Annotated in this window: 21 protein-coding genes and 1 pseudogene; 11 read left to right on the top strand and 11 right to left on the bottom strand. The window is 70.4% G+C overall.

The features are described from left to right. Positions 1-32: 32 nt before the first annotated feature. The gene (locus AB0J46_RS40500) at positions 33-977 is read right to left on the bottom strand and encodes a heme o synthase (RefSeq protein ID WP_364340061.1); all 945 of its coding nucleotides are present in this window, start codon (positions 975-977) and stop codon (positions 33-35) included. A gap of 257 nt (positions 978-1234) precedes the next feature. On the opposite strand from AB0J46_RS40500, the gene tkt reads away from it, so the two are divergent. Genes tkt through pgl form a run of 6 tightly spaced genes read left to right on the top strand, consistent with a single transcriptional unit; the run spans position 1235 to position 9372 of the window. Next, positions 1235-3343, top strand: coding sequence for a transketolase (gene tkt / locus AB0J46_RS40495; protein WP_364340059.1), 2109 nt, complete (start codon positions 1235-1237; stop codon positions 3341-3343). Positions 3344-3350: 7 nt separating this feature from the next. After that, complete coding sequence (tal, locus tag AB0J46_RS40490; protein WP_352364404.1) at positions 3351-4442, top strand: transaldolase; 1092 nt, start codon at positions 3351-3353, stop codon at positions 4440-4442. After that, positions 4439-6055 carry a glucose-6-phosphate isomerase gene (locus tag AB0J46_RS40485; RefSeq protein WP_364340057.1) on the top strand — a complete coding sequence of 539 codons (1617 nt, stop codon included), beginning with the start codon at positions 4439-4441 and terminating at the stop codon, positions 6053-6055. Before tal ends, AB0J46_RS40485 begins: the two co-directional genes overlap by 4 nt. A gap of 1 nt (position 6056) precedes the next feature. Beyond that, positions 6057-7658 (top strand): glucose-6-phosphate dehydrogenase, encoded by a 1602-nt coding sequence (gene zwf / locus AB0J46_RS40480; protein ID WP_364340055.1) that lies wholly within the window; start codon positions 6057-6059, stop codon positions 7656-7658. Beyond that, positions 7658-8572 (top strand): glucose-6-phosphate dehydrogenase assembly protein OpcA, encoded by a 915-nt coding sequence (gene opcA / locus AB0J46_RS40475; RefSeq protein WP_358300171.1) that lies wholly within the window; start codon positions 7658-7660, stop codon positions 8570-8572. Before zwf ends, opcA begins: the two co-directional genes overlap by 1 nt. A gap of 26 nt (positions 8573-8598) precedes the next feature. Further along, on the top strand, positions 8599-9372 hold the full coding sequence (gene pgl, locus AB0J46_RS40470; RefSeq protein ID WP_364340053.1) for a 6-phosphogluconolactonase: 774 nt from the start codon (positions 8599-8601) through the stop codon (positions 9370-9372). Positions 9373-9695: 323 nt separating this feature from the next. Here pgl and add read toward each other — a convergent pair whose 3' ends face one another. Continuing rightward, the gene (add, locus tag AB0J46_RS40465; protein ID WP_364340051.1) at positions 9696-10715 is read right to left on the bottom strand and encodes an adenosine deaminase; all 1020 of its coding nucleotides are present in this window, start codon (positions 10713-10715) and stop codon (positions 9696-9698) included. Between the two features lie 101 nt (positions 10716-10816). On the opposite strand from add, the gene AB0J46_RS40460 reads away from it, so the two are divergent. After that, positions 10817-11704 carry a class I SAM-dependent methyltransferase gene (locus tag AB0J46_RS40460; RefSeq protein ID WP_364340049.1) on the top strand — a complete coding sequence of 296 codons (888 nt, stop codon included), beginning with the start codon at positions 10817-10819 and terminating at the stop codon, positions 11702-11704. Positions 11705-11939: 235 nt separating this feature from the next. Here the strand turns inward: AB0J46_RS40460 and AB0J46_RS40455 are convergent, their stop codons facing one another. After that, the gene (locus AB0J46_RS40455) at positions 11940-12809 is read right to left on the bottom strand and encodes an oxidoreductase (RefSeq protein ID WP_364340047.1); all 870 of its coding nucleotides are present in this window, start codon (positions 12807-12809) and stop codon (positions 11940-11942) included. A gap of 39 nt (positions 12810-12848) precedes the next feature. Then, positions 12849-13697 (bottom strand): hypothetical protein, encoded by an 849-nt coding sequence (locus AB0J46_RS40450; RefSeq protein ID WP_364340045.1) that lies wholly within the window; start codon positions 13695-13697, stop codon positions 12849-12851. A gap of 73 nt (positions 13698-13770) precedes the next feature. Between AB0J46_RS40450 and AB0J46_RS40445 the strand changes: the two are divergent. Further along, positions 13771-14187 (top strand): annotated as a pseudogene (locus AB0J46_RS40445) (Clp protease N-terminal domain-containing protein); the annotation flags it as partial. Positions 14188-14775: 588 nt separating this feature from the next. On the opposite strand, the gene AB0J46_RS40440 reads toward AB0J46_RS40445, so the two are convergent. Beyond that, the gene (locus tag AB0J46_RS40440; RefSeq protein ID WP_364340043.1) at positions 14776-15354 is read right to left on the bottom strand and encodes a hypothetical protein; all 579 of its coding nucleotides are present in this window, start codon (positions 15352-15354) and stop codon (positions 14776-14778) included. A gap of 633 nt (positions 15355-15987) precedes the next feature. Here AB0J46_RS40440 and AB0J46_RS40435 point away from each other — a divergent pair. Next, complete coding sequence (locus AB0J46_RS40435; RefSeq protein WP_364340041.1) at positions 15988-17148, top strand: hypothetical protein; 1161 nt, start codon at positions 15988-15990, stop codon at positions 17146-17148. A 136-nt stretch (positions 17149-17284) separates the two neighbouring features. On the opposite strand, the gene AB0J46_RS40430 is transcribed toward AB0J46_RS40435, so the two are convergent. After that, the gene (locus AB0J46_RS40430; RefSeq protein ID WP_364340039.1) at positions 17285-18301 is read right to left on the bottom strand and encodes a GNAT family N-acetyltransferase; all 1017 of its coding nucleotides are present in this window, start codon (positions 18299-18301) and stop codon (positions 17285-17287) included. A gap of 107 nt (positions 18302-18408) precedes the next feature. Between AB0J46_RS40430 and AB0J46_RS40425 the strand changes: the two genes are divergently transcribed. Then, positions 18409-19785 (top strand): FAD-dependent oxidoreductase, encoded by a 1377-nt coding sequence (locus AB0J46_RS40425; protein ID WP_364340037.1) that lies wholly within the window; start codon positions 18409-18411, stop codon positions 19783-19785. Positions 19786-19824: 39 nt separating this feature from the next. Next, positions 19825-21429: an amidohydrolase gene (locus tag AB0J46_RS40420; protein ID WP_364340036.1), complete on the top strand. Its 1605-nt coding sequence runs from the start codon at positions 19825-19827 to the stop codon at positions 21427-21429. A gap of 49 nt (positions 21430-21478) precedes the next feature. Here AB0J46_RS40420 and AB0J46_RS40415 read toward each other — a convergent pair whose 3' ends face one another. From AB0J46_RS40415 to gap, 5 genes are all read right to left on the bottom strand, one after another. Continuing rightward, positions 21479-21823: an RNA polymerase-binding protein RbpA gene (locus tag AB0J46_RS40415; RefSeq protein WP_103961760.1), complete on the bottom strand. Its 345-nt coding sequence runs from the start codon at positions 21821-21823 to the stop codon at positions 21479-21481. A 74-nt stretch (positions 21824-21897) separates the two neighbouring features. Further along, the gene (secG, locus tag AB0J46_RS40410; protein WP_090942947.1) at positions 21898-22128 is read right to left on the bottom strand and encodes a preprotein translocase subunit SecG; all 231 of its coding nucleotides are present in this window, start codon (positions 22126-22128) and stop codon (positions 21898-21900) included. Between the two features lie 99 nt (positions 22129-22227). Beyond that, positions 22228-23013, bottom strand: coding sequence for a triose-phosphate isomerase (gene tpiA, locus AB0J46_RS40405; protein ID WP_364340033.1), 786 nt, complete (start codon positions 23011-23013; stop codon positions 22228-22230). 1 nt (position 23014) lies between these two features. After that, a complete protein-coding gene (locus AB0J46_RS40400; protein ID WP_364340030.1) occupies positions 23015-24202 on the bottom strand; it encodes a phosphoglycerate kinase in 1188 nt (395 codons plus the stop codon). Between the two features lie 37 nt (positions 24203-24239). After that, a complete protein-coding gene (gene gap, locus AB0J46_RS40395; protein ID WP_364340028.1) occupies positions 24240-25244 on the bottom strand; it encodes a type I glyceraldehyde-3-phosphate dehydrogenase in 1005 nt (334 codons plus the stop codon). Positions 25245-25337: the final 93 nt, after the last annotated feature.

The raw sequence follows: 25337 nt of genomic DNA, 5'->3' as shown, positions 1-25337 counted from the left end.
CTCGCGCACGGCGGTCAGGACGGTCACGGCGGTCAGGCCAGCAGCGGGTCGATCGCGACGGCGAGGAAGAGCAGCGCGAGGTAGGCGTTGGACCAGTGGAAGAAGCGCATCGGGCGCAGGTCGACGCCGCTCTTGCCGGCGTTGAGCCGGGCCAGCAGGCGGTGGACCTCCCACAGGCAGACCACGCCGAGCACGACCGCGACGACCGGGTAGAACAGCGTGGTGCCGGCCACCGGCCACAGGGCCAGCGAGCACAGCACGGTCGCCCAGGTGTAGGCCACGGACTCCAGGATCACCCGCCGCTCGGTGGCCACCACCGGCAGCATCGGCACCTTGGCCGCCGCGTAGTCCTCCTTGTAGCGCATGGCGAGGGTCCAGGTGTGGGGCGGCGTCCAGAAGAACACCACGCCGAACAGCACCAGGGGCGCCCAGTCGAGCCGCTCGGTGATGCCCGCCCAGCCGATCATGACCGGCATGCAGCCCGCGATGCCGCCCCAGACGATGTTCTGGGCCGTGCGGCGCTTGAGCAGCATCGAGTAGACGATGACGTAGAACAGGATCGCGCCGGTGGACAGCACCGCGGCCAGCCAATTGGTGGTGAGCCACAGGCCAACAGTGGACAAAATCCCCAGGACGATCCCGAAGACCAGCGCGCCGCGCGGCGACACCTGGTGCCGGGCCAGCGGCCGGCGGCGGGTGCGCCGCATCTTCTGGTCGATGTCGCGGTCGACGTAGCAGTTGAGCGCGTTGGCGCTGCCCGCCGACAGGGTGCCGAAGACCATGACGGCGATCGACTTCCACAGCGGCGGCAGCCCGCCGGCCGCCAGGAACATCACCGGAAGGGTCGTGATCAGCAGCAGCTCGATGATCCGCGGCTTGGTGAGCGCGACGTAGGCCTTCACGACCATGCCGAACGTGCGCGGCGCCCCGGGCTCGGTCGAGGGGGCCGTGGCCTGCCTGTTGGTCAGCACCGTCAAGGCGCTTCCAGCCTGTGCGGAGTCAACGCGTAACCTCTGATTAGAGCGGATCGATGAGTGGCGCCGTGGCGCCTCTGCGAACAAACAAACTGTAGTCGCAGGGGCGGACGGTCCGGCCAATGGGGGGCTTGCGCCATTCATGGACACGCGAGGGTGGAATGGGAATCGATCGCCAGCTCCACTCGGTTAGGGTCCCGTGTGGGCGGGATAGCCAACAGGTACTGCCAAATGACAACTAGATTCCGGAGATCGAGCACTTGAGCACCGAACTCGTGCCAGCCCTTGAATGGACCGACCTCGACAAGAAGGCCGTCGACGTCGTCCGGGCCCTGGCGATGGACGCAGTGGAGAAGGCGGGCTCGGGTCACCCCGGCACCGCCATGAGCCTGGCCCCCGCCGCATACCTGCTGTTCCAGCGCGTGATGCGCCACGACCCCAGCGACCCCAACTGGGCGGGCCGCGACCGGTTCGTGTTGTCGTGCGGCCACACCAGCCTGACGCTCTACATCCAGCTCTACCTGTCGGGCTACGGACTGACGCTCGACGACCTGCGGCGGCTGCGCCAGTGGGACAGCCTGACCCCGGGTCACCCCGAGCACGGCCACACCGCCGGCGTGGAGACCACCACCGGCCCGCTCGGCCAGGGCCTGGGCAACGCGGTCGGCATGGCGATGGCGGCCCGCCGTGAGCGCGGCCTGTTCGACCCCGAGGCCGAGCGCGGCTCCTCGCCGTTCGACCACCACATCTGGTGCTTCGTCAGCGACGGCGACATCGAGGAGGGCATCAGCCACGAGGCCAGCGCCCTGGCCGGCCACCAGAAGCTCGGCAACCTCGTCGTCCTGTACGACGACAACCACATCTCCATCGAGGACGACACCCTCATCGCCAAGTCCGAGGACGTCGTCAAGCGCTACGAGGCCTACGGCTGGCACACCGAGAGCGTCGACTGGACCGCCGGCGGCGAGTACGAGGAGGACGTCCAGGCGCTGTACGAGGCGCTGGAGGCGGCCAAGGCCGAGACCGACCGGCCCTCCTTCATCCGGCTGCGCACGATCATCGGCTGGCCGGCGCCGAACAAGAAGAACACCGGCAAGATCCATGGCGCGGCCCTGGGCGAGGCGGAGATCGCCGCGACCAAGGAGATCCTGGGCATGGACCCGGCCAAGAGCTTCGACGTGCCGGCCGAGGTGCTGCAGCACGCCCGCGAGGTGGTCGCCCGCGGCCGTACCGAGCGCGCCGAGTGGGACAAGGGTTATGCCGAATGGCGCCTGGCCAACCCCGAGCGGGCCAAGGAGTTCGACCGCATCTCCCACCGCGAGCTGCCCGCCGGCTGGGCCACGGCCCTGCCCGAGTTCGAGACCGGCTCCTCGATGGCCACCCGCAAGGCCAGCGGCGAGGTGCTGGGCGCGCTGGCGCCGGTGCTGCCCGAGCTGTGGGGCGGCTCGGCCGACCTGGCCGAGTCGAACCTGACCACGATGAAGGGCGAGCCGTCCTTCATCCCCGAGGAGTACCAGACCAAGGACTTCCCCGGTAACCGCTACGGCCGCACGTTGCACTTCGGCATCCGCGAGCACGCCATGGGCGCGATTCTCAACGGCATCGCCCTGCACGGCGGCACCCGCCCCTACGGCGGCACGTTCCTGGTCTTCTCCGACTACATGCGCCCCTCGGTGCGCCTGGCCGCGCTGATGAAGCTGCCGGTCACCTACGTCTGGACGCACGACTCCATCGGCCTGGGCGAGGACGGCCCCACCCACCAGCCGATCGAGCACCTGTGGGCGCTGCGCGCCATCCCCGGCCTCGACGTCGTCCGCCCGGCCGACGCCAACGAGACCGCGCACGCGTGGAAGACGATCCTGGAGCACACCGACCGTCCCGCCGCCCTGGCTCTGACCAGACAGAACGTGCCGGTCTTCGAGGGCACGAGCGCCGACGGCGTGGCCCGCGGCGGCTACGTGCTGCGCGAGGCGTCCGACGGCCAGCCGCACGTGATCATCATCGCCACCGGCAGCGAGGTCGAGGTGGCCGTGCAGGGCCGCGAGCTGCTGGAGGCGCAGGGCATCCCGGCACGAGTGGTGTCGATGCCGTGTGTCGAATGGTTCAACGGGCAGGACTCCGCTTACCGGCAGACCGTCCTGCCGAGCTCGATCAGGGCTCGGGTCGCGGTCGAGGCCGGCGTCGCGCTCGGCTGGCACCAGTTCGTCGGCGAGTGCGGCGAAGTGGTCAGCCTGGAGCACTTCGGCGCCTCGGCGCCGTACAAGACGCTGTACGAGCAGTTCGGGCTCACGGCCGAGCGCGTGGCGGCCGCGGCCAAGGCGAGCCTCGCCAAGCTGGGTCAGGACAAGGGCGAGACGACGGGAAACTGAGAAGAAGATGAGCGAGAACCTCAACAAGCTGTCCGGCCAGGGCGTTTCCATCTGGCTCGACGACATCAGCCGCGAGCGGCTGCGCACGGGCAACCTCGACCAGCTGATCCGCGAGAAGAACGTCGTCGGGGTCACCTCCAACCCGACGATCTTCGCTGGCGCGCTCAGCAAGGGCGACGCCTACAACGCCCAGCTCCACGACCTGGCCGTCCGCGGCGTCACCGTGGAGGAGGCCGTCCGCGCCATCACCACGTACGACATCCGCTGGGCCGCCGACGTGCTGCGCCCGGTCTACGACGCCACCGGCGGCGTGGACGGCCGCGTCTCGCTGGAGGTCGACCCGCGGCTGGCCCGCGAGAGCGAGAAGACCGTGGCCGAGGCCAGGGCGCTGTGGTGGATGGTCGACCGGCCCAACCTGTTCATCAAGATCCCGGCCACCCTTGAGGGCCTGCCCGCGATCACGCAGGCGCTGTCTGAGGGCATCAGCGTCAACGTCACGCTGATCTTCTCCCTGGAGCGCTACCGCGCGGTCATGGACGCCTGGCTGGCCGGCCTGGAGGCCGCGCAGGCCAAGGGCCTGGACCTGGCCACGATCGAGTCGGTGGCCTCGTTCTTCGTCAGCCGCGTCGACACCGAGATCGACAAGCGGCTCGACAAGCTCGGCAAGCCGGAGCTGAAGGGCAAGGCCGGCATCGCCAACGCGCGCCTGGCCTACGCCGCCTACGAGGAGGTCGTCAGCTCCGAGCGCTGGCAGCGCCTGCGCGCCGCGGGCGCCCGTCCGCAGCGCCCGTTGTGGGCCTCGACCGGGGTGAAGAACCCCGACTACTCCGACACCATGTACGTCGACCAGCTCGTCGCCCCCGGCACCGTCAACACGATGCCGGAGAAGACGCTCGACGCCACCGCCGACCACGCCCAGGTCACCGGCGACACCGTGCGTCCCTTCTACGAGCAGGCCTGGAACACCATGGCCGCGCTCAAGGACGCCGGCATCGACTACGACGACGTCGTGCGGGTGCTGGAGGAGGAGGGCGTCGAGAAGTTCGAGGCGTCCTGGAACGAGCTGCTGGAGAGCGTCACCAAGAATCTGGTGCCATGATCGAGGTGTCCTACCGCGAGGAGGGGGTGGCCGCGGCCGCCTCCTCCGTCGCGGGGCGCCTCGTCGCCGACGGCGTGCCCGCGCGGCTGGCCGGCGGCGACCCCACGCTGTGGGGTGAGGACGCCGAGGCGGTGGCGGCGGTCCGGCTCGGCTGGCTGACGCTGCCGCGCACCTCCCGCGAGCTCCTTCCCGAGCTGGGCAAGCTCGTGGAGCGGGCGCGCGCCGAGGGCCTGACGAACGTGGTGCTGGCCGGGATGGGCGGCTCGTCGCTGGCTCCCGAGGTGATCTGCCAGACCGCCGACGTGCCGCTGACCGTGCTCGACACGACCGACCCCGCGCAGGTCCGGCGGGCGCTGACCGACCTGCTGGAGTCCACGGTCGTGGTGGTGGCCAGCAAGAGCGGCTCGACCGTCGAGACCGACTGCCACCTGCGCATCTACGAACAGATCTTCACCGAGGCGGGCATCTCGCCCGCCGACCGGATCGTGGTCGTCACCGACCACGGCTCGCCGCTGGAGCAGCGGGCCGTCGACGGCGGCTACCACCTGGTGCTGGCCGTCCCCGACGTGGGCGGCCGCTATTCGGCGCTGTCGGCGTTCGGGCTGGTGCCGAGCGCGCTGGCCGGGGCCGACGTCGAGCGGCTGCTGGACGACGCCGAGGAGGTGCTGCCGCTGCTGTCCCTGGACACCGGCAACCCCGGCCTCGACCTGGGCGCGGCCCTCGGCGGCGCGGCGCTGGCCGGGCGCGACAAGCTCGTGCTGGAGGACCAGCTCTCCGGCATCAACGGACTGCCCGACTGGATCGAGCAGCTCGTCGCCGAGTCCACCGGCAAGCAGGGCAGGGGCATCCTGCCGATCGTCAACGCCGACCCCAACCACACCCACGACGAGCTGATCGTCGCGATCGAGTCCGACAACGGCGCCGTACGCGTCGACGGGCCGCTCGGCGGCCAGTTCCTGGTCTGGGAGTACGCGACCGCCGTGGCCGGGCTGCTGCTGGAGATCGACCCGTTCGACCAGCCGAACGTGGCCGAGTCCAAGGAGAACACCGCGGCCCTGCTGGCCCTGCCCGACCTGCCGCTGGGCGCGCCCGCGCTGGTCGACGGGCCCGTCGAGGTCTACGGCGCGGTCCGCTCCCACGACCTGCCCGGCGTGCTGGCCGAGCTGCTGAAGGCCATTCCGCACGACGGCTACCTGGCTGTGATGGCCTACCTCGACCGGCTGGCCGCCTTCGACGCGCCGGTGCCCGAGGGGGCCGACTTCGAGCAGATGACCGACGCGTGGATGATGGCCGACGCGGCCACGCTGCGCGCTCTGCTCGCCATCCGCACCAACCGGCCGGTGACGTTCGGGTGGGGGCCGCGATTCCTGCACTCGACCGGCCAGTATCACAAGGGCGGGCCGCAGAACGGCGTGTTCCTGCAGATCACGGGTGCGGTGGCCGACGACGTCGCCGTCCCCGGGCAGCCGTACACGCTGGGGCGGCTCCAGCTCGCGCAGGCGCTGGGCGACCTGGCCGCGCTGGAGACCCGCGGACGGCCCGCCGTACGCCTGCACTTGACGGACCGCGCGACGGGTGTCGCGCATTTGCTCGCAGCCGCACAGGAGGTTTGAGATGACTGACGAAGCATCTCCTGAGGAGGAGGTCGTCGCGGTGGCGGCGGCCGTGGCGAACACCGCCACGACATTGGAGGTCGCCGAGGCCAACCCCTTGCGCGACCCGCGTGACAAGCGGCTGCCGCGGGTGGCGGGGCCGTGCGTGCTGGTGCTGTTCGGCGTGACGGGCGACCTGGCCAAGCGCAAGCTGCTGCCGGCCATTTACGACCTGGGCAACCGCGGCCTGCTGCCGCCCGGTTTCTCGCTGGTCGGTTTCGCCAGGCGCGACTGGAAGGACCAGGACTTCGCGCAGTTGACGCACGACGCGGTCAAGGCGCACGCGCGTACGCCGTTCCGCGAGGAGGTCTGGAAGCAGATCCTCGAAGGCATCCATTTCGTGCCGGGCGAGTTCTCCGACGACGGAGCCTTCGACGCCCTGGCGATGGCGTTGGCGGAGATCGACCAGACCCGCGGCACGGGCGGCAACTACGCGTTCTACCTGTCCGTCCCGCCCAAGTTCTTCCCCGTGGTGGTCGAGCAGCTCAAGCGCACGGGGCTGTCCGACGCGCCCGAGGGGTCGTGGCGGCGGGTGGTCATCGAGAAGCCGTTCGGCCACGACCTGAAGTCGGCCCACGAGCTGAACGAGATCACCACGTCGGCTTTCCCGGAGAGCTCGATCTTCCGGATCGACCACTACCTGGGCAAGGAGACGGTCCAGAACATCCTGGCCCTGCGCTTCGCCAACAACCTGTACGAGCCCATCTGGAACCGCAGCTTCGTCGACCACGTGCAGATCACCATGGCCGAGGACATCGGCATCGGCGGGCGCGCCGGCTACTACGACGGCATCGGCGCGGCCCGCGACGTGATCCAGAACCACCTGCTCCAGCTGCTCGCGCTGGTCGCCATGGAGGACCCGACCTCCTTCGACGCCTCGGCGCTGCGCCGGGAGAAGGAGAAGGTGCTCAAGGCGGTGCGGCTGCCGTCCAACCTGGGGCTCAACACCGCGCGCGGCCAGTACGCGGCCGGGTGGCAGGGCGGCGAGAAGGTCGTCGGCTACCTCCAGGAGGAGGGCATCTCCGCCGAGTCGACCACCGAGACGTACGCGGCCATCAAGCTGGAGATCGCCAACCGGCGGTGGGCCGGGGTGCCGTTCTACCTGCGTACCGGCAAGCGGCTGGGCCGCCGGGTCACCGAGGTGGCCGTGGTGTTCCAGCGGGCGCCGCACCTGCCCTTCAGCAAGACCGACACCGAGATCCTGGGCCAGAACGCCCTGGTCATCCGCGTCCAGCCGGACGAGGGCATCACCGTGCGGTTCGGCTCGAAGGTCCCGGGCACCGCCATGGAGGTGCGCGACGTGTCCATGGACTTCGCCTACGGCGAGTCGTTCCTGGAGTCCTCTCCGGAGGCGTACGAGCGGCTGCTGCTCGACGTCATGATCGGCGACCCGCCGCTCTTCCCGCACCAGCGCGAGGTCGAGCTGTCCTGGACGATCCTCGACCCGATCGAGGACTTCTGGGCCACGCAGGGACAGCCCGAGGGGTACGAATCGGGCTCGTGGGGCCCGGAGTCGGCCGACTCGATGATGGCGCGCGACGGCCGCGTGTGGAGGAGACTCTAGTGACGACGTTCATGCTGTCGGACACGACGGCCGGCAAGATCTCGGCGCAGCTCATGCTGCTGCGCCACCAGATGGGCGCGCCCGCCATCGGCATGGTGCTGACCCTCGTGGTGGTCTCCGAGGAGCGCCACCAGTACGACGCGCTGCGCGCCGCCACCGAGGCGGCCCGCGAGCACCCCTCGCGCATCATCGTGGTGATCAAGCGGGAGGAGGCCGAGCCCAACCGGCTCGACGCCGAGCTGCGCATCGGCGAGAACACGCCGGGCGAGGTCGTGGTGCTGCGCCTGTACGGCGAGCTGACCCAGCACGCCGACTCCGTCGTCAGCCCCCTGCTGCTGCCCGACACCCCCGTGGTGGCCTGGTGGCCGGGCGCGGCCCCCGACGTGCCGTCCAAGGACGCGATCGGCGCCCTGGCCCAGCGGCGCATCACCGACGCCAAGGGCTTCGAGAACGGCGGCGCCCGGTCGCTGGTCACCCGCGCCAAGGGGTACGCCCCCGGCGACACCGACCTGGCCTGGGCCCGGCTGACGCCGTGGCGCAGCCTGCTGGCCGCCGCGTTCGACCAGCCGGTGGGCAAGGTGCGCAAGGGCGTGGTGGAGGCCAGCGCCGGGCACCCGAGCGCGCCGCTGCTGGCGGCCTGGCTGTCGGAGCGGCTGGGGGCGCCGGTCAAGGTGGGCGAGTCGGCCGGTCCCGGCCTGACCGCCGTACGGCTGCAGACCGGCGACGGCGAGCTGTCCGTCATGCGTTCCGACGCGCGGCTGGCCACGCTGTCGCGTCCCGGCCAGCCCGACCGGAACGTGGCCCTGGCCAGGCGGCACACCTCCGAGCTGATGGCCGAGGAGCTGCGCCGGCTGGACAGCGACGAGGTCTACGAGGCCGCCGTCAAGCGCTTCGCCCGTACGTACAAGGGCTGACCCCCTCCACTTGAGAAAGAAGTGTCGTGAGCGTTCCCAACGTTGTCGTGCACCGCGACGCCGACGTCCTGGCCAAGGCCGTGGCGGCGCGCATCATCACGCGCCTGGTCGACGTGCAGTCGGCCAAGGGGTCGGCCTCGATCGTGCTGACCGGCGGCACGGTCGGCATCGCCACGCTGGCCGCCATCGCCGCCACGCCCGCCCGTGACGCCGTCGACTGGCGGCGCCTGGACGTCTGGTGGGGCGACGAGCGTTTCGTGCCCACCGGCGACAAGGAACGCAACGAGACCGGCGCCCGCCAGGCGCTGCTCGACCACGTGGACCTGGACCCCGCCCGGATCCACGTCATGCGCGGCCCCGACTCCGGCATGACGGCCGAGGAGTCTGCCGAGGCGTACGCCGCCGAGCTGCGCGCCGCGGCCCGCCCCGAGGACCACGGCCCGGTGCCGGCCTTCGACGTCATGCTCCTCGGCATGGGCCCCGACGCGCACGTGGCCTCGCTGTTCCCCGGCATGCCCGCCCTGTACCACACGCGCCCGGTCGTCTCCGTGCACGGCTCCCCCAAGCCGCCTCCCACCCGCATCTCCCTGACCCTGCCCGCCATCCAGGCGGCGCGCGAGGTGTGGGTGGTGGCGGCCGGCGAGGAGAAGTCGGGCGCGGTACGCCTGGCCCTGTCGGACTCGGGGCACGTCCAGGTGCCGGCGGCCGGCGCCCGCGGCCGGGCCGGCACCCTGTTCCTGCTGGACCGCGCCGCCGCCGCCAAGATCCCCCCAGAACTGGGCCGCCTGGCCTCCCCCTGAAGCTCAACGCGGGTCGGCGGCGGGGGCACAGGCGAACATCTCGCCGTACCGGCGCTGCGCGATCCGCACGAGCTGAACGAGATCGTGGTCTCCGGGCGAGCCGACACGTCGCAGCTCGTGATGACGATGCTGCGCTCGTCGTCGGACCCCATGCACGTGTTCCCCATCGGCCGCCGCGCCGGTGCAGGCGTCTGCGTCGGGGTGGTCGTCCGGCCCGGCGTGCGGGCGGCGGCCTGGCCGTGGTCCCGCGTCCCCTCGGGCGCATTCCGTGCGGTCGCGTCACGCCGTTCGGTGAGGACGGCATGACGCGACGTGCCTGGCCGTCAGAGGTCGGCGGTCAGGGTGTCGATCTCCTTGAGGAGGGTCTGCTTGCGGTCGGCGGCCAGGTAGGAGGCGTTGACGGCGTTGCGGGCGAGCTGGGCCAGCTCGGTGGCGCCCAGGCCGAGCACGTGGGCAGCGGCGCGGTACTCCCCCGCCAGCGTGGTGGCGAACATGGGCGGGTCGTCGCTGTTGAGCGTGACGTACAGGCCCTCCTCCAGCATCCGGGGCAGCGGGTGGGCGGCGAGCTCGGGCACCTGGCCGGTGCAGACGTTGGAGGTGGGGCAGACGTCCAGGGGGAGCTGGGTCTCGCGCAGGTGGGCGACCAGGCGGGGGTCCGACAGGCAGTTGATGCCGTGGCCGATGCGCTCGGCGCCGTAGCCCTCGATGACCTCCCACATCGTCTCGGGGCCGCTCATCTCGCCGCCGTGCGGGACGCTGTGCAGGCCGGCGGCGCGTGCGGCGGTGAAGGCGTCGCGGTAGGCGTCGCGGTATTTGGGACGGTCCTGCTCGATGCCTCCGATGCCGAAACCTACCAATGCGGCGGGAGGTTCGCGTAGCGCGTGGTCGACGGTGATCCGGGCGGCCTCCTCGCCGTACTCGCCGGGGATGTCGAAGATGTAGGCCATCTCCACGCCGTGGTCGGTCAGGGAGCGGCGGGCGGCCAGGTCGAGGGCCTCGGTCACCTCGCGCATGGGCATGCCGACCACGTGGTGGGCGTACGGGGTGACCTGCAGCTCGGCGTACCGGCCGCCCTGCCCGGCGAGGTCCCTGGCCAGGCCGAGGACGAGGGTGGCGACGTCCTCGGGCTCGCGGACCAGGCTGTTGACGGCCTGGTACACGCGGGCGAAGTGGGGGAAGTCGAGGAAGGTGTAGAAACGGCGCAGTTCCTCCTCGGAGGTCGGGACCCCGCTGCCGGGATGCCGCCGGGACAGCTCCAGCACGGTGTCGACCGAGGCCGATCCGACCAGATGTACGTGCAGCTCCACCTTGGGCAGCGCGTCGATGAAGGCGTCGATGGTCATGGCGAAGACCATAAGCCTGGGATTTCCTTCTAAAACAGGGGAAGGGGCGAAATTTCACCTTAAGGTGTCAGGATTCGGGGCGCGGGGTAGGCTCCGGGGTTGTGAGGGATCCCGAGGCCTACGACCGCGGCTTCGCGCGGCTCAGCTCGCACACCGTCCAGCCCCTGCTCGCCGCCGCGACCCGAGGCGACACCGCGACCCGAGGCGACACCGCGACGCCCCCAGAGGAAACCTCGACCCGAGGTGCCGCCGCGACTCCAGGCGCCGACGCGACCCCCTACTCGGAAGGCCGGGTGGAGCGGCGTCCTGAGGTCGGTGTTCCAGAGTGGCGTCCGGAGCGGATTCTTGACGCCGGATGTGGCACCGGCGTGGTCACGGCGGCCGCGCTCGCGGCCGGCGCCGAGGTCACCGCCGTGGACGCCGACCCCGCCATGCTGGAGCTGGTCGCCCGCCGCCACCCCGCCGCCACGGTCCGCCGGGCCACCCTGCCCGTCCTGCCGTTCGAGGACGCCTTCTTCGACGCCGTGGCGGGCAACTTCGTCGTCAACCACGTCCCCGACGTCCCGGCGACGCTCGCGGAGCTGCGCCGGGTGCTGCGTCCCGGCGGCGCCGTTGCGCTCACCTGGTGGAAGTCCGACGAGATGACGGCCACGAACGTCTTCGCCGAGGCCCTGGCGGCGGCCGGGGTGCCGTACGAACCCCCGGTCCGCCCCTTCGCCGCCGTTGAACGGCCGGAACGCTTCGCCGAGCTGCTGGAGGCGGCGGGCTTCACGGCCGTGGACGTGCGGGCACTGCGCTGGCGGCACCGGGTGGACGTCGCCGCCTGGTGGAACGGCGTGGTGGAAGCAGGCGGCCCGCGTTTCGAGACGATCGCCCGGCAGCCGCCGGAAACCTACGCCCGCGTCCGGACCTGCTACGACCGCCTGGCCGCCCCGTACGCCGGCACCGGCTTCCCCGTCTGCGCCTATCTGGCCCACGGCCTGCGCTGACGGGGCCCAGGACCGGCAGCACCCGCACGCCGCCGACCGACCCCTCGCCGAACATCACGGGTGCCACACCAGGGCCTCAGGCGACCTCGGACAGCCGCGCGAAGGCGACGTCCACATCGAGCTCGCCGCGCCCTCCGGCCCGCTCGACCAGGGCGCGCAAGCCGACCGCCTTGAGAAACCGTCGAGGACAGCCCCCATACAGCGATGAGTGGTTGCGCTCCCTGCGGTACGCCCTTCAGCGGTGGGCGATCTCCTCGAACCGTACGCCCGTGAGCTGCGCGGACACCTCCCACAGCCGCCGCGCGACCTCCTCCGACCTGGCCGTCTCCGAGGGCGTGAGCAGCTTCAGCCGGGGGCCGACGAACTCACCGCCGGTGATGTCCGGCGAGGTGGCGGCGTACAGCGAGGGGGCTGCGCCGGCGTCGGCCGACTGGAGGAACAGGCGCAGGAGGGGCTGCAGGGGCCCCAGCTTGACGAAGCGGGTCGCGGTGGCACCCGGGTGGGTCGCCACGCTGATCAGGCCCGCACCGGCGCTGCTGGCCCGCCGCTGGAGCTCCAGGGTGAAGAGCAGGTTGGCGAGCTTGGACCGTCCGTACGCGCTCATCCGGCCGTAGCCGCGTTCCAGGGCGAGGTCGTCGAAGTCGAGCCTGCCCATGGAGTGCGCGTCGCTGGAGACGGTGACCACGCGGGCGTGCGGAGCGGCCAGGAGCCGTGGCAGGAGCAGCCCGGTGAGCGCGAAGTGGCCCAGGTGGTTGGTGCCGAACTGCAGCTCCCAGCCCTCCTTGGTCAGCTGACGGGGGATCAGGCCGATCCCGGCGTTGTTGATCAGCAGGTCCACCTTGTCCACCGTGTCGGCGAAGCGCCGGATCGAGGACTGGTCGGCCAGGTCGAGGGCCCCGTACGCGACGTCGGCCCCCGGCACTGCCCGCCGGATCTCCGCCACGGCGGCCTCGCCTTTGTCCGCCGAGCGGGCGGCCACGATGACGCGTGCTCCGTGCCGGGCCAGCTCGCGGGCGGTGGGCAGGCCGATGCCGCTGTTGGCGCCGGTCACGATGGCCGTTGTGCCGGTGAGGTCCGGGATGTCGGCGGGCGTCCAGGGGGCCATCGCCCCTCCTTGCAGGTGTACGAACGCGTTTCGTGCACCTTAGTCCAGTCGACGGCGGGCGTGGCGCTCCTCGCGGCGCGTCACCTCCAGACGTTGCCGGACCTCCTCCAGCCGCTTGCGGGCCTTGGCGAGCTTGCGTTCCAGCCGGGCGACCTTCTCGGCGCGCTCGTCGTGGTCGCGGGTGACCGACTCCAGCGCCTCGGCCCACTCCCGGTGGGCCGCCTCGGCCTCCGCGCGCTCCTTCGCCTTCCTGGCCTCCTTGGCCTCCTTGGCCTCTCGGGCTTGCCTGGCCTCGGCCTCCGCCCGCGCCCGCGCCTCGGCCGCCGCGTCCTTCCCGGCCCGCCCCCGCCCACGCGCCCCGGGGCGGGGCTCGCCGGAGGGGGCGGTGGCCGGCGCAGCGGCGGGCGCGGTGGAAGCGGCGGTGGCGGGCGCGGGGGCGAAGCCGCTGTAGCTGAGTGGTTTGGCCAGGCGACCGGCCCGCACCTGGTCGGCGGCGCCGGCGTCCACGACGGCCGCGTCCAGCGTCTGGTCCACCTCCGAGGCGGCCGCCGCCGACAGGCCGCCGGCCTGCCTGGCCAGCCTCGCCACCTTGGCGGTCGCCTCGCCACGCGACCGGGTCAGCTCGGCCAGCGCCTCGGCGTCCTGCGCCTGCCAGGCCGCACGCAGCCGCTCCCCCACGCCGAGCAGTTCGGCCAGCTCGGCGGGGTGCTCCCGGGCCAGCCGGTTGACCGCCCAGGCCGAGACTGTGGGCTTGCGCAGCTTCGCGATGTCCCGCGAGAGCCGTACGTCGCCCGCCTCCTTGGCCGCGCGGACCTCGGCCGCGCGGGCGGCGGTGAACTCCGCCGGCGGGACTGCGTAGAGGCGGCCGGCCACCTCGTCAAGATCCACACAGGACAAATACCCCACACGGCGTGGTTTGTAGCGCATAGTGGAGGCAGCCCCAGTCGAACGGAGGCCCCCGGTGTTCGAACGCTTCACCGACCGTGCGCGCAGGGTCGTCGTGCTCGCCCAGGAGGAGGCGCGGCAGATGAGCCACGACTACATCGGCACGGAACACATCCTGCTGGGCCTCATCCACGAGGGCGAGGGGCTGGCCGCGCTGGTGCTCGACGGCTGCGGCGTGGAGCTGGAGCACGTACGGGCCTTCGTGGAGCGCGAGGTGGGCCGCGGCGCCAGCTCACCGAGCGGGCACATCCCCTTCACCCCGCGCGCCAAGAAGGTGCTGGAGCTGTCCCTGCGCGAAGCACTGCAACTGCGCCACAACTACATCGGCACCGAGCACATCCTGCTCGGGCTGATCAGGGAGGGCGAGGGGCTGGCCGCCCAGGCTCTGGCGGACACCGGCGCCGACCTGGCCGACGTCCGGCAGCGCCTGCTCGACCGGGTGGGCCGCGGCACCAGGGAACGTCCGACGGAGGTGTACTTCGGCGGCGGCTCGGTGCTCGCCGAACGGCTCACCCGCATCGAGGAGAGCCTGGAACGCATCGAGCGCCACCTGGGCATCGGCCCCGCCGCCGCCCCCGCCGCCGACCCGGCCGAGTCCGGCGAGCCCGAGGAGGGCCTAGGCTGAGGCCCGCGCGCCGACCGGCAGCCGCGCCTCCACGACGCCCGGGTCCTCGGTCCGGCCAGCGGTCCTCGACCAGGAAGGCCATCTCGGCGATGCCGGGGTCGGGGCCAAGAGCTCCCGTTTCCCTTTGTCATATGGGAATCCGGCAGCATGAACCCGGCGATGAGCCGCCGTTCAGCAGTGCCTTTGATGCGAAGGACGTCGGCGCAAGAACGCTTGATGTCGGCCTGATCGACGGCAGGACTGCGATGGGTCTTTCTGCAGGCTCTGGCACGCGACCTCTTCGGCATGCGGCCCGGTTTTGGCAGCGCTCATAAGGGCGGTAAGTCCAACGCCGCGTTTGCCGGACACCGATAGATCGGACTGGGGGCCGCTGACCGTCGCCAGATTCCAAGGCGGCTATGAGCATGAGACAGGGGTGGCGTAGGCAGTGGGCGCCTGGGCGGGAACTGTCGGGGACACCTGCTTGAACAGAACGTTGCGTATATGGTCGGCCGACGTGCTCGTCAGACGCCCCATGGCGTCCCTGGACCAGCCGTTGCCCGCCGAATCAATGAAATACAGCGTGTATGTCGCCTTGTTGAACGACTCTCTGTACTCTCGCCTCGCCAAAACGCCCACCGACTCCAGCGGGTAGTCGCGCATGATCGTGCAAGGCGGCATCACGCCCTTACTAGCCCACCGCTTCTTCCATTGTCCGTCATGGAAGTAGTCGGCAAGGACATAAACCGTGACCGGCTCGCTGCTGGAATTCTGAATGACCAGGAGCGGTTCGAAATATCTGGTCGTTTCAGTTTCTCGCGCGTAGTTCTCGCGCCACCAAGTGATCCGGTCGGAAACTTTGCGCTTGTCATTCGCGAGGCGCTCATTACGGTCGGCGACCTGGAGGTCGTAGGTGCTCACAGACAGGCTGTAGCTGCGCAGCGAGATGACGATGGCGACGACTGCGGCGATTCCGGCGACCACGGTGCCGATCATTGTGCCCCATGAGATCGTCTTCTCTCCAGTCTTGTCATGGGGAATTGGCGGAGGCTCCGGCGCTTCGGGTGGGGACGCAGGAGGAGGCACCTGTTTCGCATCGCCGGAAAGGCGATCGAGGAGAACAAAGAGGCGGGACATGTGCCAGCGCGGCGAGCGGCGGAGGGGACGCACATCGCAAAGCATAGGCGAGGAATGCCGACCAGGTTGTGTCGTTCCGCCACTGCCAAGCCATGCCTCGCAGGCTGACGGCTTCTTGCTCTCGGCGCTCTCATCCGGCACCAAACCGCCGTAATGGACGCCGGCGTCTCCCTGCATCCTGGCCGGACCGGGAGAGGTGAGCGCAGCACAGGTTGGAGGTCGCATCGGAGCGCGACAAGCGGCTCCCGACCACGTATCTGGTCTCACCGCCCCGTTCGAAGCCGTGCGCGGCGGACGGCGGCGGCTCGGCACACTGTCCGCCCGGAAGAACGCCGCAGAGTGCCACTCGTCAGCGACGGGCACCCGCCGGCCCATACCGGTGCTCCTACGCTGCATGTGCAAGGCGTCCTCCCAGGAACCTTGCCGATGCTGGGCTGCGTTGTAGTTGGCGAAGCCGACAGATGCCGCTCGATCAAAGGCCGGGGAGTCGCGATGGAGCATCGTTTCCTGCGCAAGCGAGATGAGAATCCCTCGACCAGGACTCCTCTTCAATTGGTACCGGTCGGCGCCGCACTGATTCTTTCCTTGGCAATCGCCATCGCAGTAGCGGCAGGCGGTGTCGCAGTGGTGTTGCTGCTGCTCGGCATGCCGTCGCCGAAGCCATCGGCCACAATATCGGTGGCAGAATTGCTGGAGGTTATCAAGCTGGCGATGGCGGCAGTCGCGGGCATTGGAGGCGTGCTCGCGCTGGTCATCGCGTATCGCCGACAACGGGTGCTGGAGGCAACGGCTCTCCTTGAGCATGCGAAGGAAGAACGCGAACGAACGCGTCTGTTCAACGAGCGGTTCACTGCAGCAGCTGGGCAGCTCGGTCATGAAGACCCGGCCGTCCGACTCGCGGGAGTCCACGCACTCGCCGGACTTGCCGACGATTGGCCGGCCGGTCGGCAAACCTGCATCGACGTGCTCTGCGCCTACGTACGGATGCCTTTTGAAGTCCGCCCGAAACCGGGAAAGCCCATTCCTGTGCAGGCCAGTGCGATGGGAGAAGTGCGTGGAACGGTCTGGCGCGTCCTAGGAGAACACCTCCGTCCGACCGCCGCAGTCTCCTGGAGCGGATACAACTTTGATTTCACCGGAGCGGTGATCGACCGTGACGTTCCTTTCTACGACGCCCAGCTCCACGGCGGCAAGATGAAGTTCACCAGGGTCAAGCTGCTGCGAGGGGCCATCTGGTTTCACCGGGCCGTGTTCGACGGTGCGGACGTTTCGTTCGCGGAGGCCGAACTCGTGGGGGGTGAGCTCTCCTTCGGAGATGCCACGTTCGCCGATGGCGTGGTCTGGTTCGTCGGAGCGAGGTTCCAGGGCAGCGAGGTGTCGCTCTACAGGACAACGTTCTGTGGCGGCGAAGTTTGGTTCGATCAGGCAGAGTTCTCCGGCGGGAGAATCTATTTCGAGAATTCCACTTTCTCGGGCGGCAAGGCATACTTCGGCAACGCTCGGTTCACAGGCGCCACCCTGGACTTCGCGGGAGCGTCGTTCGCGGGTGGCGAGGTCGACCTGCGGTGCGCGTCGGGCGTCGCCCCTTCGTCTTCGAATCTGCCTGAGGCGGCACCCGGCTTGCTCCTGCCGACAACGATCGCAGCATCGTGACTTCGGCGCACGAGCGTGACGACGATGGCGTCCCGGCTGCCGCGCCTCTGACTTCATCCTCGGCGCCGCTGTCCCTCTGAACACACCGGCACCCACGATCGGCGTGACCCTGGCCGGGGCCACGCGCCCTTCCGTTTCACACCATGGCGGCCACGGACAAGCGGGCCTCGATCACACCAGGATCATCGGTGGGGCCGACGACGGCCCCCAGGCCGGTCATGAGCCGGTGCATGCGGAGGTTGTCCGACAGCATGGTGGCGCGGATCTCGGCGAAGCCGTGGTTGCGGGCGGCGTCGACGAGGATGCGGGCGAGCGCGGCGCCCAGGCCGCGCCCCTGCCAGCTGTCCTCGACGAGGAAGGCGAGTTCGGCGGCGCCGGGGTCGGCGCAGTACATGAGGCTGGCCAGGGCGATGACCTGGCCGTCGTGGCAGGTGACGATGGATTCGCCGCGGTCACGGTCGCACAGCCGGTCGAACATGCGCGGGGGCAGGGACGGCATGGACGTGAAGTAGCGGAAGCGGCGTGAGGCGGGGGTGCAGCGGTCGTGAAGGTCGCGGACGGCCTCGCGGAATGCGGGCGTCAGGGCACGGACGTGAACCTCGCTGTTGTCGGCCAAGCGCAGGGATCGGTCGCTGCCGACGGGTTCGGCCGGGGGCTGGACGAGCCGTACGAAGGCGGCGGCGCGAGCGGCCTCGGTAAGGGTGAAGGGCAGCCTGCGGCGGCGCAGCTGGATGACGCGCTTGGCGGCGACCGGGATGACGAGCTGGTGGGGGTCGGGCAGTTCGCTCACGTGCTCACCGTAGGCCCAGCGGGCGGAGTCGGCGCGCAGCAAGTCGGCCAGGATCGCGGGCAGGCGCCACGGCTGGGCGTGCAGGCGTGCGGCGAGGAGGAGAGCGCGGGTGGTCTCGTCGGTCAGCTCGTGGGCGGTGGCGGGTACCACCTGGACGCGCCGGCCGCCTGCTGCCTCCAGCGCCTCGCGCACGGCCTCAGGGCTCGCCGGGATGTCGGCCACGAACTCGTCGACCGTGCCGTCGGCGTCGGACTGGACGCTCAGGCCGAGGATGTTGCCGCCCCTGGCGGCCAGGGCCGAGGCCAGCGAGGCCAGCCGTCCGGGTCGCTCGTCCACCGTGGTCCGGATGCGCAAGAATCCCATGGGAGGAGCATGCCTGGGGCGTGTTACATGCCCGCTAACGACGGGTTTCATCACGAATTTCGTCGTGAGATGCGCCACCTAATCCCGATATAGCAGGATATGGGGCCATGAACGCGCGAGTTCCCTTGTCGTCCGGATTCGTCAACGGTGACGTGTCCTTCTGGTACCGCTCGTCCGGGGTGCCGGAGCCCGGTCCGCGGCTCGACGGCGACCTGCAGGCCGACGTGGCGATCGTCGGGGCCGGCTACACGGGGTTGTGGACCGCGTACTACCTCAAGAAGGCCCGTCCCTCGCTCCGGGTGGTGCTGCTGGAGCAGGAGTTCGCCGGGTTCGGCGCCTCGGGGCGCAACGGCGGCTGGCTGACCGGCGACCTGGCCGGCTCCCACGAACGGTACGGCTCGGACGCCCGCCGCCTGCAGCGCGAGATGTACGCCTCCATCGACGAGGTCATCGCGGTCTGCGAGAACGAGTCGATCGACTGCGACATCGTCAAGGGCGGCGTGGTGAACGTGGCCCGCACCCGCGCCCAGGCCGACCGGCTGCGCGCCTCGGTGGCCGCCGCCCGCGCCTGGGGCATCGAGGAGGCGGACCTGCGCCTGGCCGACCCCTCGGAGCACGTACGCGTGGCGGGCGCCCTGGCGGCCTCCTGGAGCCCCCACTGCGCCCGCATCCAGCCCGCCAAGCTGGCCCAGGGGCTGGCCAGGGCCGTACGCGACCTCGGCGTCCCGGTCTACGAGCGCACCCCGGTCACCGAGATCGCCCCCGGCCGGGCGGTGACCCCGTACGGGACGGTCTCGGCGGCGTACGTCATCCGCGCCACCGAGGGCTTCACCGCCCGCCTGAACGGCCTGCGCCGCCAGTGGCTGCCCATGAACAGCTCCATGATCGTCACCGAGCCGCTCCCCGCCTCCTTCTGGGACGAGGTCGGCTGGCGGGGCGCCGAACTGCTCGGCGACCTCGCGCACTACTACATGTACGCCCAGCGCACCGCCGACGACCGCATCGCCTTCGGCGGCCGGGGACGTCCCTACCTGTACGGCTCCCGCATCGACGCCCGCGGCCGCACCCACGAGTGGACGGTCGAGGCCCTGTGGCGGCTCCTGGTCGACTTCTTCCCCGCGGCCCGCTCCTCCTCGGTCGCGCACGCCTGGTCGGGCGTGCTGGGCGTGCCGCGCGACTGGTGCTCGACCGTGCACGTGGACCGCGCGACCGGCCTGGGCTGGGCCGGCGGCTACACCGGGCACGGCGTGACCACGACGAACCTCGCCGGGCGCACCCTGCGTGATCTCATACTCGGGGAGGAGACGGAGCTGACGTCCCTGCCGTGGGTGGGGCGCAAGGTGCGCTCCTGGGAGCCCGAGCCGCTGCGCTGGATGGGGGTGCACGCGATGTACCGCCTGTACCGGGTGGCCGATCATCGGGAGCGTTCCATGCCCCGCACCTCGGCCCTGGCCCGCTTCGCCGACCTGATCACCGGCCACTGACCCCGCACTGAGAACCGCACTGACAAAGGGAGAACCTCCATGAACATCCTCTTCCGTGGTGGCGGCGCCTTCATCGGCGGCGCCGTGCGGCGCGACGCCGTGCTGGTGCGGGACGGGGTGATCGCCGCCGTCGGCCCGGAGGGCGAGCTGTCCCGCAGCGCCCCCGGCCACGACACCGTCGACCTGGACGGCGGCCTGCTCACCCCGGGCTTCGTCGACGCGCACATGCACCCGGTACAAGCCGGACTCGAACGAGCAAAGTGCGACTTGTCAGAGATTTTCGGCCTAGACACCTACATAGCCAAGATCTCCGACTACGCCACGAAAAATCCAGAAAAAGAGTGGATCGACGGCGGAGGCTGGGACATGTCAGCCTTCCCCAACGGCCTCCCCCACCGCTCCCAGCTCGACTTCCTCGACCGGCCGGCCTACCTGATCCAGCGTGACCACCACGCCGCCTGGGTCAACTCCCGCGCCCTCTACCTGGCCGGCATCACCCGGGACACCCCCGACCCCGCCGACGGCAGGATCGAGCGCGACGCCGACGGCACCCCGTCGGGCGTCCTGCACGAGGGCGCGATGGACCTCGTCGGCCTGCTGGCCCCCCGGCCCACCGCCGAGGACCAGGCCCGGGCCCTGGCCGAGGCCGAGCAGCACCTGTTCTCGCTGGGCGTCACCGGCTGGCAGGACGCCATCGTCGGCTCGTACGCCGGCTCTGACGACCAGCTTCCCACCTACCTCGACGCCGCCCGCGCGGGCCGGCTGCGCGCCCGCGTGGTGGGCGCGCTGTGGTGGGACAGGACGCGCGGCGAGGACCAGATCGAGGACCTGGTCCGCAGGCGGGCCGCCGCCGAGGGGCTGGACCGGTTCGCCGCCACCTCGGTCAAGATCATGCAGGACGGCATCACGGAGAACTTCACCGCCGCGACACTGGAGCCGTACTGCCGGTGCGGCGGCACGGGCCTGTCCTACGTCGATCCCGGCAAGCTCAAGCGGTACGTCGCCGAGCTGGACCGGCTGGGCTTCCAGGTGCACTTCCACGCCATCGGCGAACGCGCCGTGCGCGAGGCCCTGGACAGCTTCGAGGGCACCGACCCGGCCAACCGCCACCACATCGCCCACCTGCAGATCATCGAGCCCTCCGACGTGCCGCGCTTCGCCGCCCTGGGCGTCACGGCCAACCTGCAGCCCCTGTGGGCCACCCACCACGCCCAGATGGACGAGCTGACGCTGCCGTTCCTGGGTGAGCCGCGCTCGTCGTGGCAGTACCCCTTCAAGGATCTCCAGTCGCACGGCACCCGGTTCTGCGCGGGCAGCGACTGGCCGGTCTCCGACGCCGACCCGATCCAGGGCATGCACGTGGCGGTGAACCGTACCGAACCGGGCGGATCGGTGCACGCGGGCTACCCGACGGCGCAGACGCCGTTCCTGCCCGGCCAGCGCCTCGACCTGGCCACGGCGTTGAGCGCGTACACCGAGGGGTCGGCCTGGATCAACCGTTCGCCGGCGGGCGTGATCGAGCCCGGCCGCCCGGCCGACCTGGTGGTGCTCGACCGCGACCCCTTCGAGCTGCCCCCGGCCGACATCTGGACGACGCGGGTGCGCATGACGTTCGTCGACGGCGTGGCGGTGCACGGCCGGTGACGCGCGAAGGGCCCCGGTGACCAGCACCAGGGCCCTTCCGCCGGCTCGCCTACCAGGGGGACTTGTTGTTGCGCAGGCGCTCCAGTGCCTCCTCGAGGATCGCCTTGCCGTCCTTGTCGCTCCGGCGCTCCTTCACGTAGGCCAGGTGCGTCTTGTACGGCTCGTTCTTGGGCGGGGCAGGCGGGGCCTCCTCGTCCTGTCCGGCGGGGAGGCCGCAACGTGGGCAATCCCACGTCTCGGGGACCGCCGCGTCGCTGGCGAAACTGGGGCGCGTCTCGTGCATGTTGGCGCACCAGAACGAGACCCGCACTCTCGGAGCTGCCTCGCCGCGCTCGGCCTCCCCCATAGGGCCGGCGCCGACTCGGCTGCCACGGATCGCGTTGCCACTACCCACGGATGAACTCCTCGCTCGATCGCCCCGCGTCGTGACACGGGGGGAGAATCACTGTCACGCGTTAATCAGTTGTCTCAGGGCCGCATGAGCAGGCCGAGAGCGATGATGCAGACGAACCAGACGGTGCCCGTGATGACGGTCAGCCGGTCGAGGTTGCGCTCCACCACCGAGGAACCACCGAAGTTCGACGAGAAACCGCCGCCGAACATGTCAGACAGGCCGCCACCCTTGCCCTTGTGGAGCAGGACGAGCAGGATCATGAGACCGCTCGCCAGGATGAGGGCGATGGAGATTCCGATTTCCACGGTATGCCTGTTCCTTCAGTGCTCTGTTACGCGTGACGATTCAAACTTGCCTCTTGAGGGTACGGCCTGGTGTCAAGTCGCACCCTCAGAACGACTCAGTTAGCCAGGCAATTCGGAGACTCGGCAGATCTTGGCGAACTCCCCGGCATCGATGCTGGCACCACCCACGAGCGCGCCGTCGACATCGGGTTGAGCCATGATCCCCACGATATTGCCGGACTTGACCGAGCCACCGTAAAGGATACGGACCGCGGAGGCCACTTCGGGGTCGTAGAGCTCCGCGAGTCTCACCCGCAACGCTCCGCAGACCTCCTGGGCGTCCTCCGGGGTGGCCACCTCGCCCGTGCCGATCGCCCACACGGGCTCGTAGGCCACCACTATCGATTTTGCCTGCTCGGCGCTGATTTTGCGCAGGGCGCCGTCGAGTTGACCGAGACTGTGCGCGATGTGGCCGCCCTCTTGGCGCACCGCCAGCCCCTCGCCGACGCACAGGATGGGCGTGAGCGAGTGCCGGTAGGCCGCCTGCACCTTGGCGTTGACGAGGTCGTCGTCCTCGCCGTGGTACTGGCGGCGCTCGGAGTGGCCGATGACCACGTACGTGCAGCCGAGCTTGGCCAGCATGACGCCCGACACCTCGCCGGTGTAGGCGCCGCCGTCGTACTGGGACAGGTCCTGGGCCCCGTAGACGATGCGCAGCTTGTCGCCGTCGACCAGCGTCTGGACGCTGCGCAGGTCGGTGAAGGGCGGCAGGACGGCCACCTCGGCCTTGTCGAAGTCCTTGTCGCTGAGCGCGAACGCCAGCTTCTGGACCAGGGCGATGGCCTCAAGGTGATTGAGGTTCATCTTCCAGTTGCCGGCGATGAGCGGCTTGCGCTGCTGAGCCACCTCAGTCCTCCAGAGCCGCGAGTCCGGGAAGGGTCTTGCCCTCAAGGTATTCCAGGCTGGCCCCGCCGCCGGTGGAGATGTGCGAGAAACCGTCCTCGGGCAGGCCCAGCCTGCGCACGGCCGCCGCGGAGTCGCCGCCGCCGACCACCGTGAAGGCGTCGGAGCCGATGAGCGCCTCGGCCACCGCCCGGGTGCCGCCGGAGAACGCGTCGAACTCGAACACGCCCATCGGCCCGTTCCAGAAGACGGTCTTGGCGTCGGCCAGCTTGCTCGCGAACAGCTCGCGCGTCTTGGGGCCGATGTCGAGCCCCTCGCGGTCGGCCGGGATCGCGGTGGCCTCGACCACCTCGTGCTCGGCGTCGGCCGCGAAGGTGACGGCCGCCACCACGTCGACCGGCAGCACGAGGTCGACGCCCCGCTTGCCGGCCTCGGCGAGGAAGCCGCGCACCTGGTCGAGCTGGTCCTCCTGGAGCAGCGACCGGCCCACCTCGTGGCCCTGGGCCTTGAGGAAGGTGTAGGCCATGCCGCCGCCGATCAGCAGCCGGTCGACCTTGGTGAGCAGATTGGCGATGACGCCCAGCTTGTCGGAGACCTTGGCCCCGCCCAGGACGACCACGTAGGGACGCTCGGTGTCCTCGGTCAGCCTGCGCAGCACCTCGACCTCGGCCACGACCAGCCCGCCGGCCGCGTGCGGCAGCAGCTTCGGCACGTCGTAGACGCTGGCGTGCTTGCGGTGCACCGCACCGAACCCGTCGCCGACGTAGAGCTCGGCCAGGCCGGCCAGCTTCTCGGCGAACGCGCCGCGGACGGCGTCGTCCTTGGACTCCTCGCCCGGCTCGTAGCGCAGGTTCTCCAGCAGGGCGACCTGGCCCTCCTGGAGGGCCTCGACCGTCTGCCGCGCGCTGTCGCCGACCACGTCGGTGGCGAAGGCGACGTCCTGGCCGAGCAGCTCGCCCAGGCGTGCGGCCACCGGCCCGAGCGAGTACTTGGGGTCGGCCTTGCCCTTGGGCCTGCCCAGATGGGCGCAGACGACGACCTTGGCGCCGCGCCCGGCCAGCGCCTGGATCGTCGGCACCGACGCGCGGATGCGGCCGTCGTCGGTGATCTTCTCCCCGTCGAGCGGGACGTTGAGGTCGGCGCGCACGAGCACGCGCCGCCCCTTGACGTCGAGATCGTCGAGCGTGCGCATGCTCATGCTCCTGTTCCCGCAGCGGCCTCGGTCACGCTCACAGGTCGCGGCCGACCAGCTCGATCAGGTCGGCGAGGCGGTTGGAGTAGCCCCACTCGTTGTCGTACCAGCCGACGACCTTGACCTGGTTGCCGATGACCTTGGTGAGGCCGGCGTCGAAGATGCAGGAGTGGGGGTCGGTGACGATGTCGGAGGAGACGATCTCGTCCTCGGTGTAGCTGAGGATGCCCTTGAGCGGGCCCTCGGCGGCGGCCTTGACCGCGGCGTTGACCTCCTCGGCGGTGACCTCGCGGCTGACGTCGACGGTGAGGTCGGTGGCCGAGCCGGTGGGGATCGGCACGCGCATGGCGAAGCCGTCGAGCTTGCCCTTGAGCTCGGGCAGCACCAGGCCGATGGCCTTGGCGGCGCCGGTGGAGGTGGGCACCACGTTGAGGGCGGCGGCGCGGGCGCGGCGCAGGTCCTTGTGCGGGCCGTCCTGCAGGTTCTGGTCCTGCGTGTAGGCGTGGATGGTGGTCATCAGACCCTTCTCGATGGTGAAGGTGTCGTGGATGACCTTGGCCATCGGGGCCAGGCAGTTGGTGGTGCAGGACGCGTTGGAGATGATCGTGTGGCTGGCCGGGTCGTAGACGCCCTCGTTGACGCCCATCACGATGGTGACGTCCTCGTTCTTGGCCGGCGCGGAGATGATGACCTTCTTGGCGCCGTTGTCGGCGTGCACCTTGGCCTTGGAGGCGTCGGTGAACAGGCCGGTGGACTCCACCACGACGTCGACGCCGAGGTCGCCCCAGGGCAGCTTGGCCGGGTCGCGCTCCGCGAACGCCTTGATCGCCTTGCCGTCGACGGTGATCTCGTCGCTGGAGGCCTTCACCTCGTACGGCAGACGGCCCAGGATGCTGTCGTACTTCAGCAGGTGGGCGAGCGTCGCGTTGTCGGTCAGGTCGTTGACCGCGACGATCTCGATGTCCTTGCCGCTGGCGGCGACCGCGCGCCAGAAGTTGCGACCGATGCGGCCGAAGCCGTTGACGCCTACGCGGATGCTCACGGAAACCGATCTCCTCGAACAGATGGCGGTTGAATCTCAACCACGAACACTATCGGACCCAAATTGGTTTAGACCACTGCAGGTACCGCCCTG

Source organism: Nonomuraea sp. NPDC049758 (assembly GCF_040674635.1).
Taxonomy (GTDB): domain Bacteria; phylum Actinomycetota; class Actinomycetes; order Streptosporangiales; family Streptosporangiaceae; genus Nonomuraea.
Note: the sequence above shows the minus strand (reverse complement) of the source record. Positions and strands in the feature narration are given on the sequence as shown.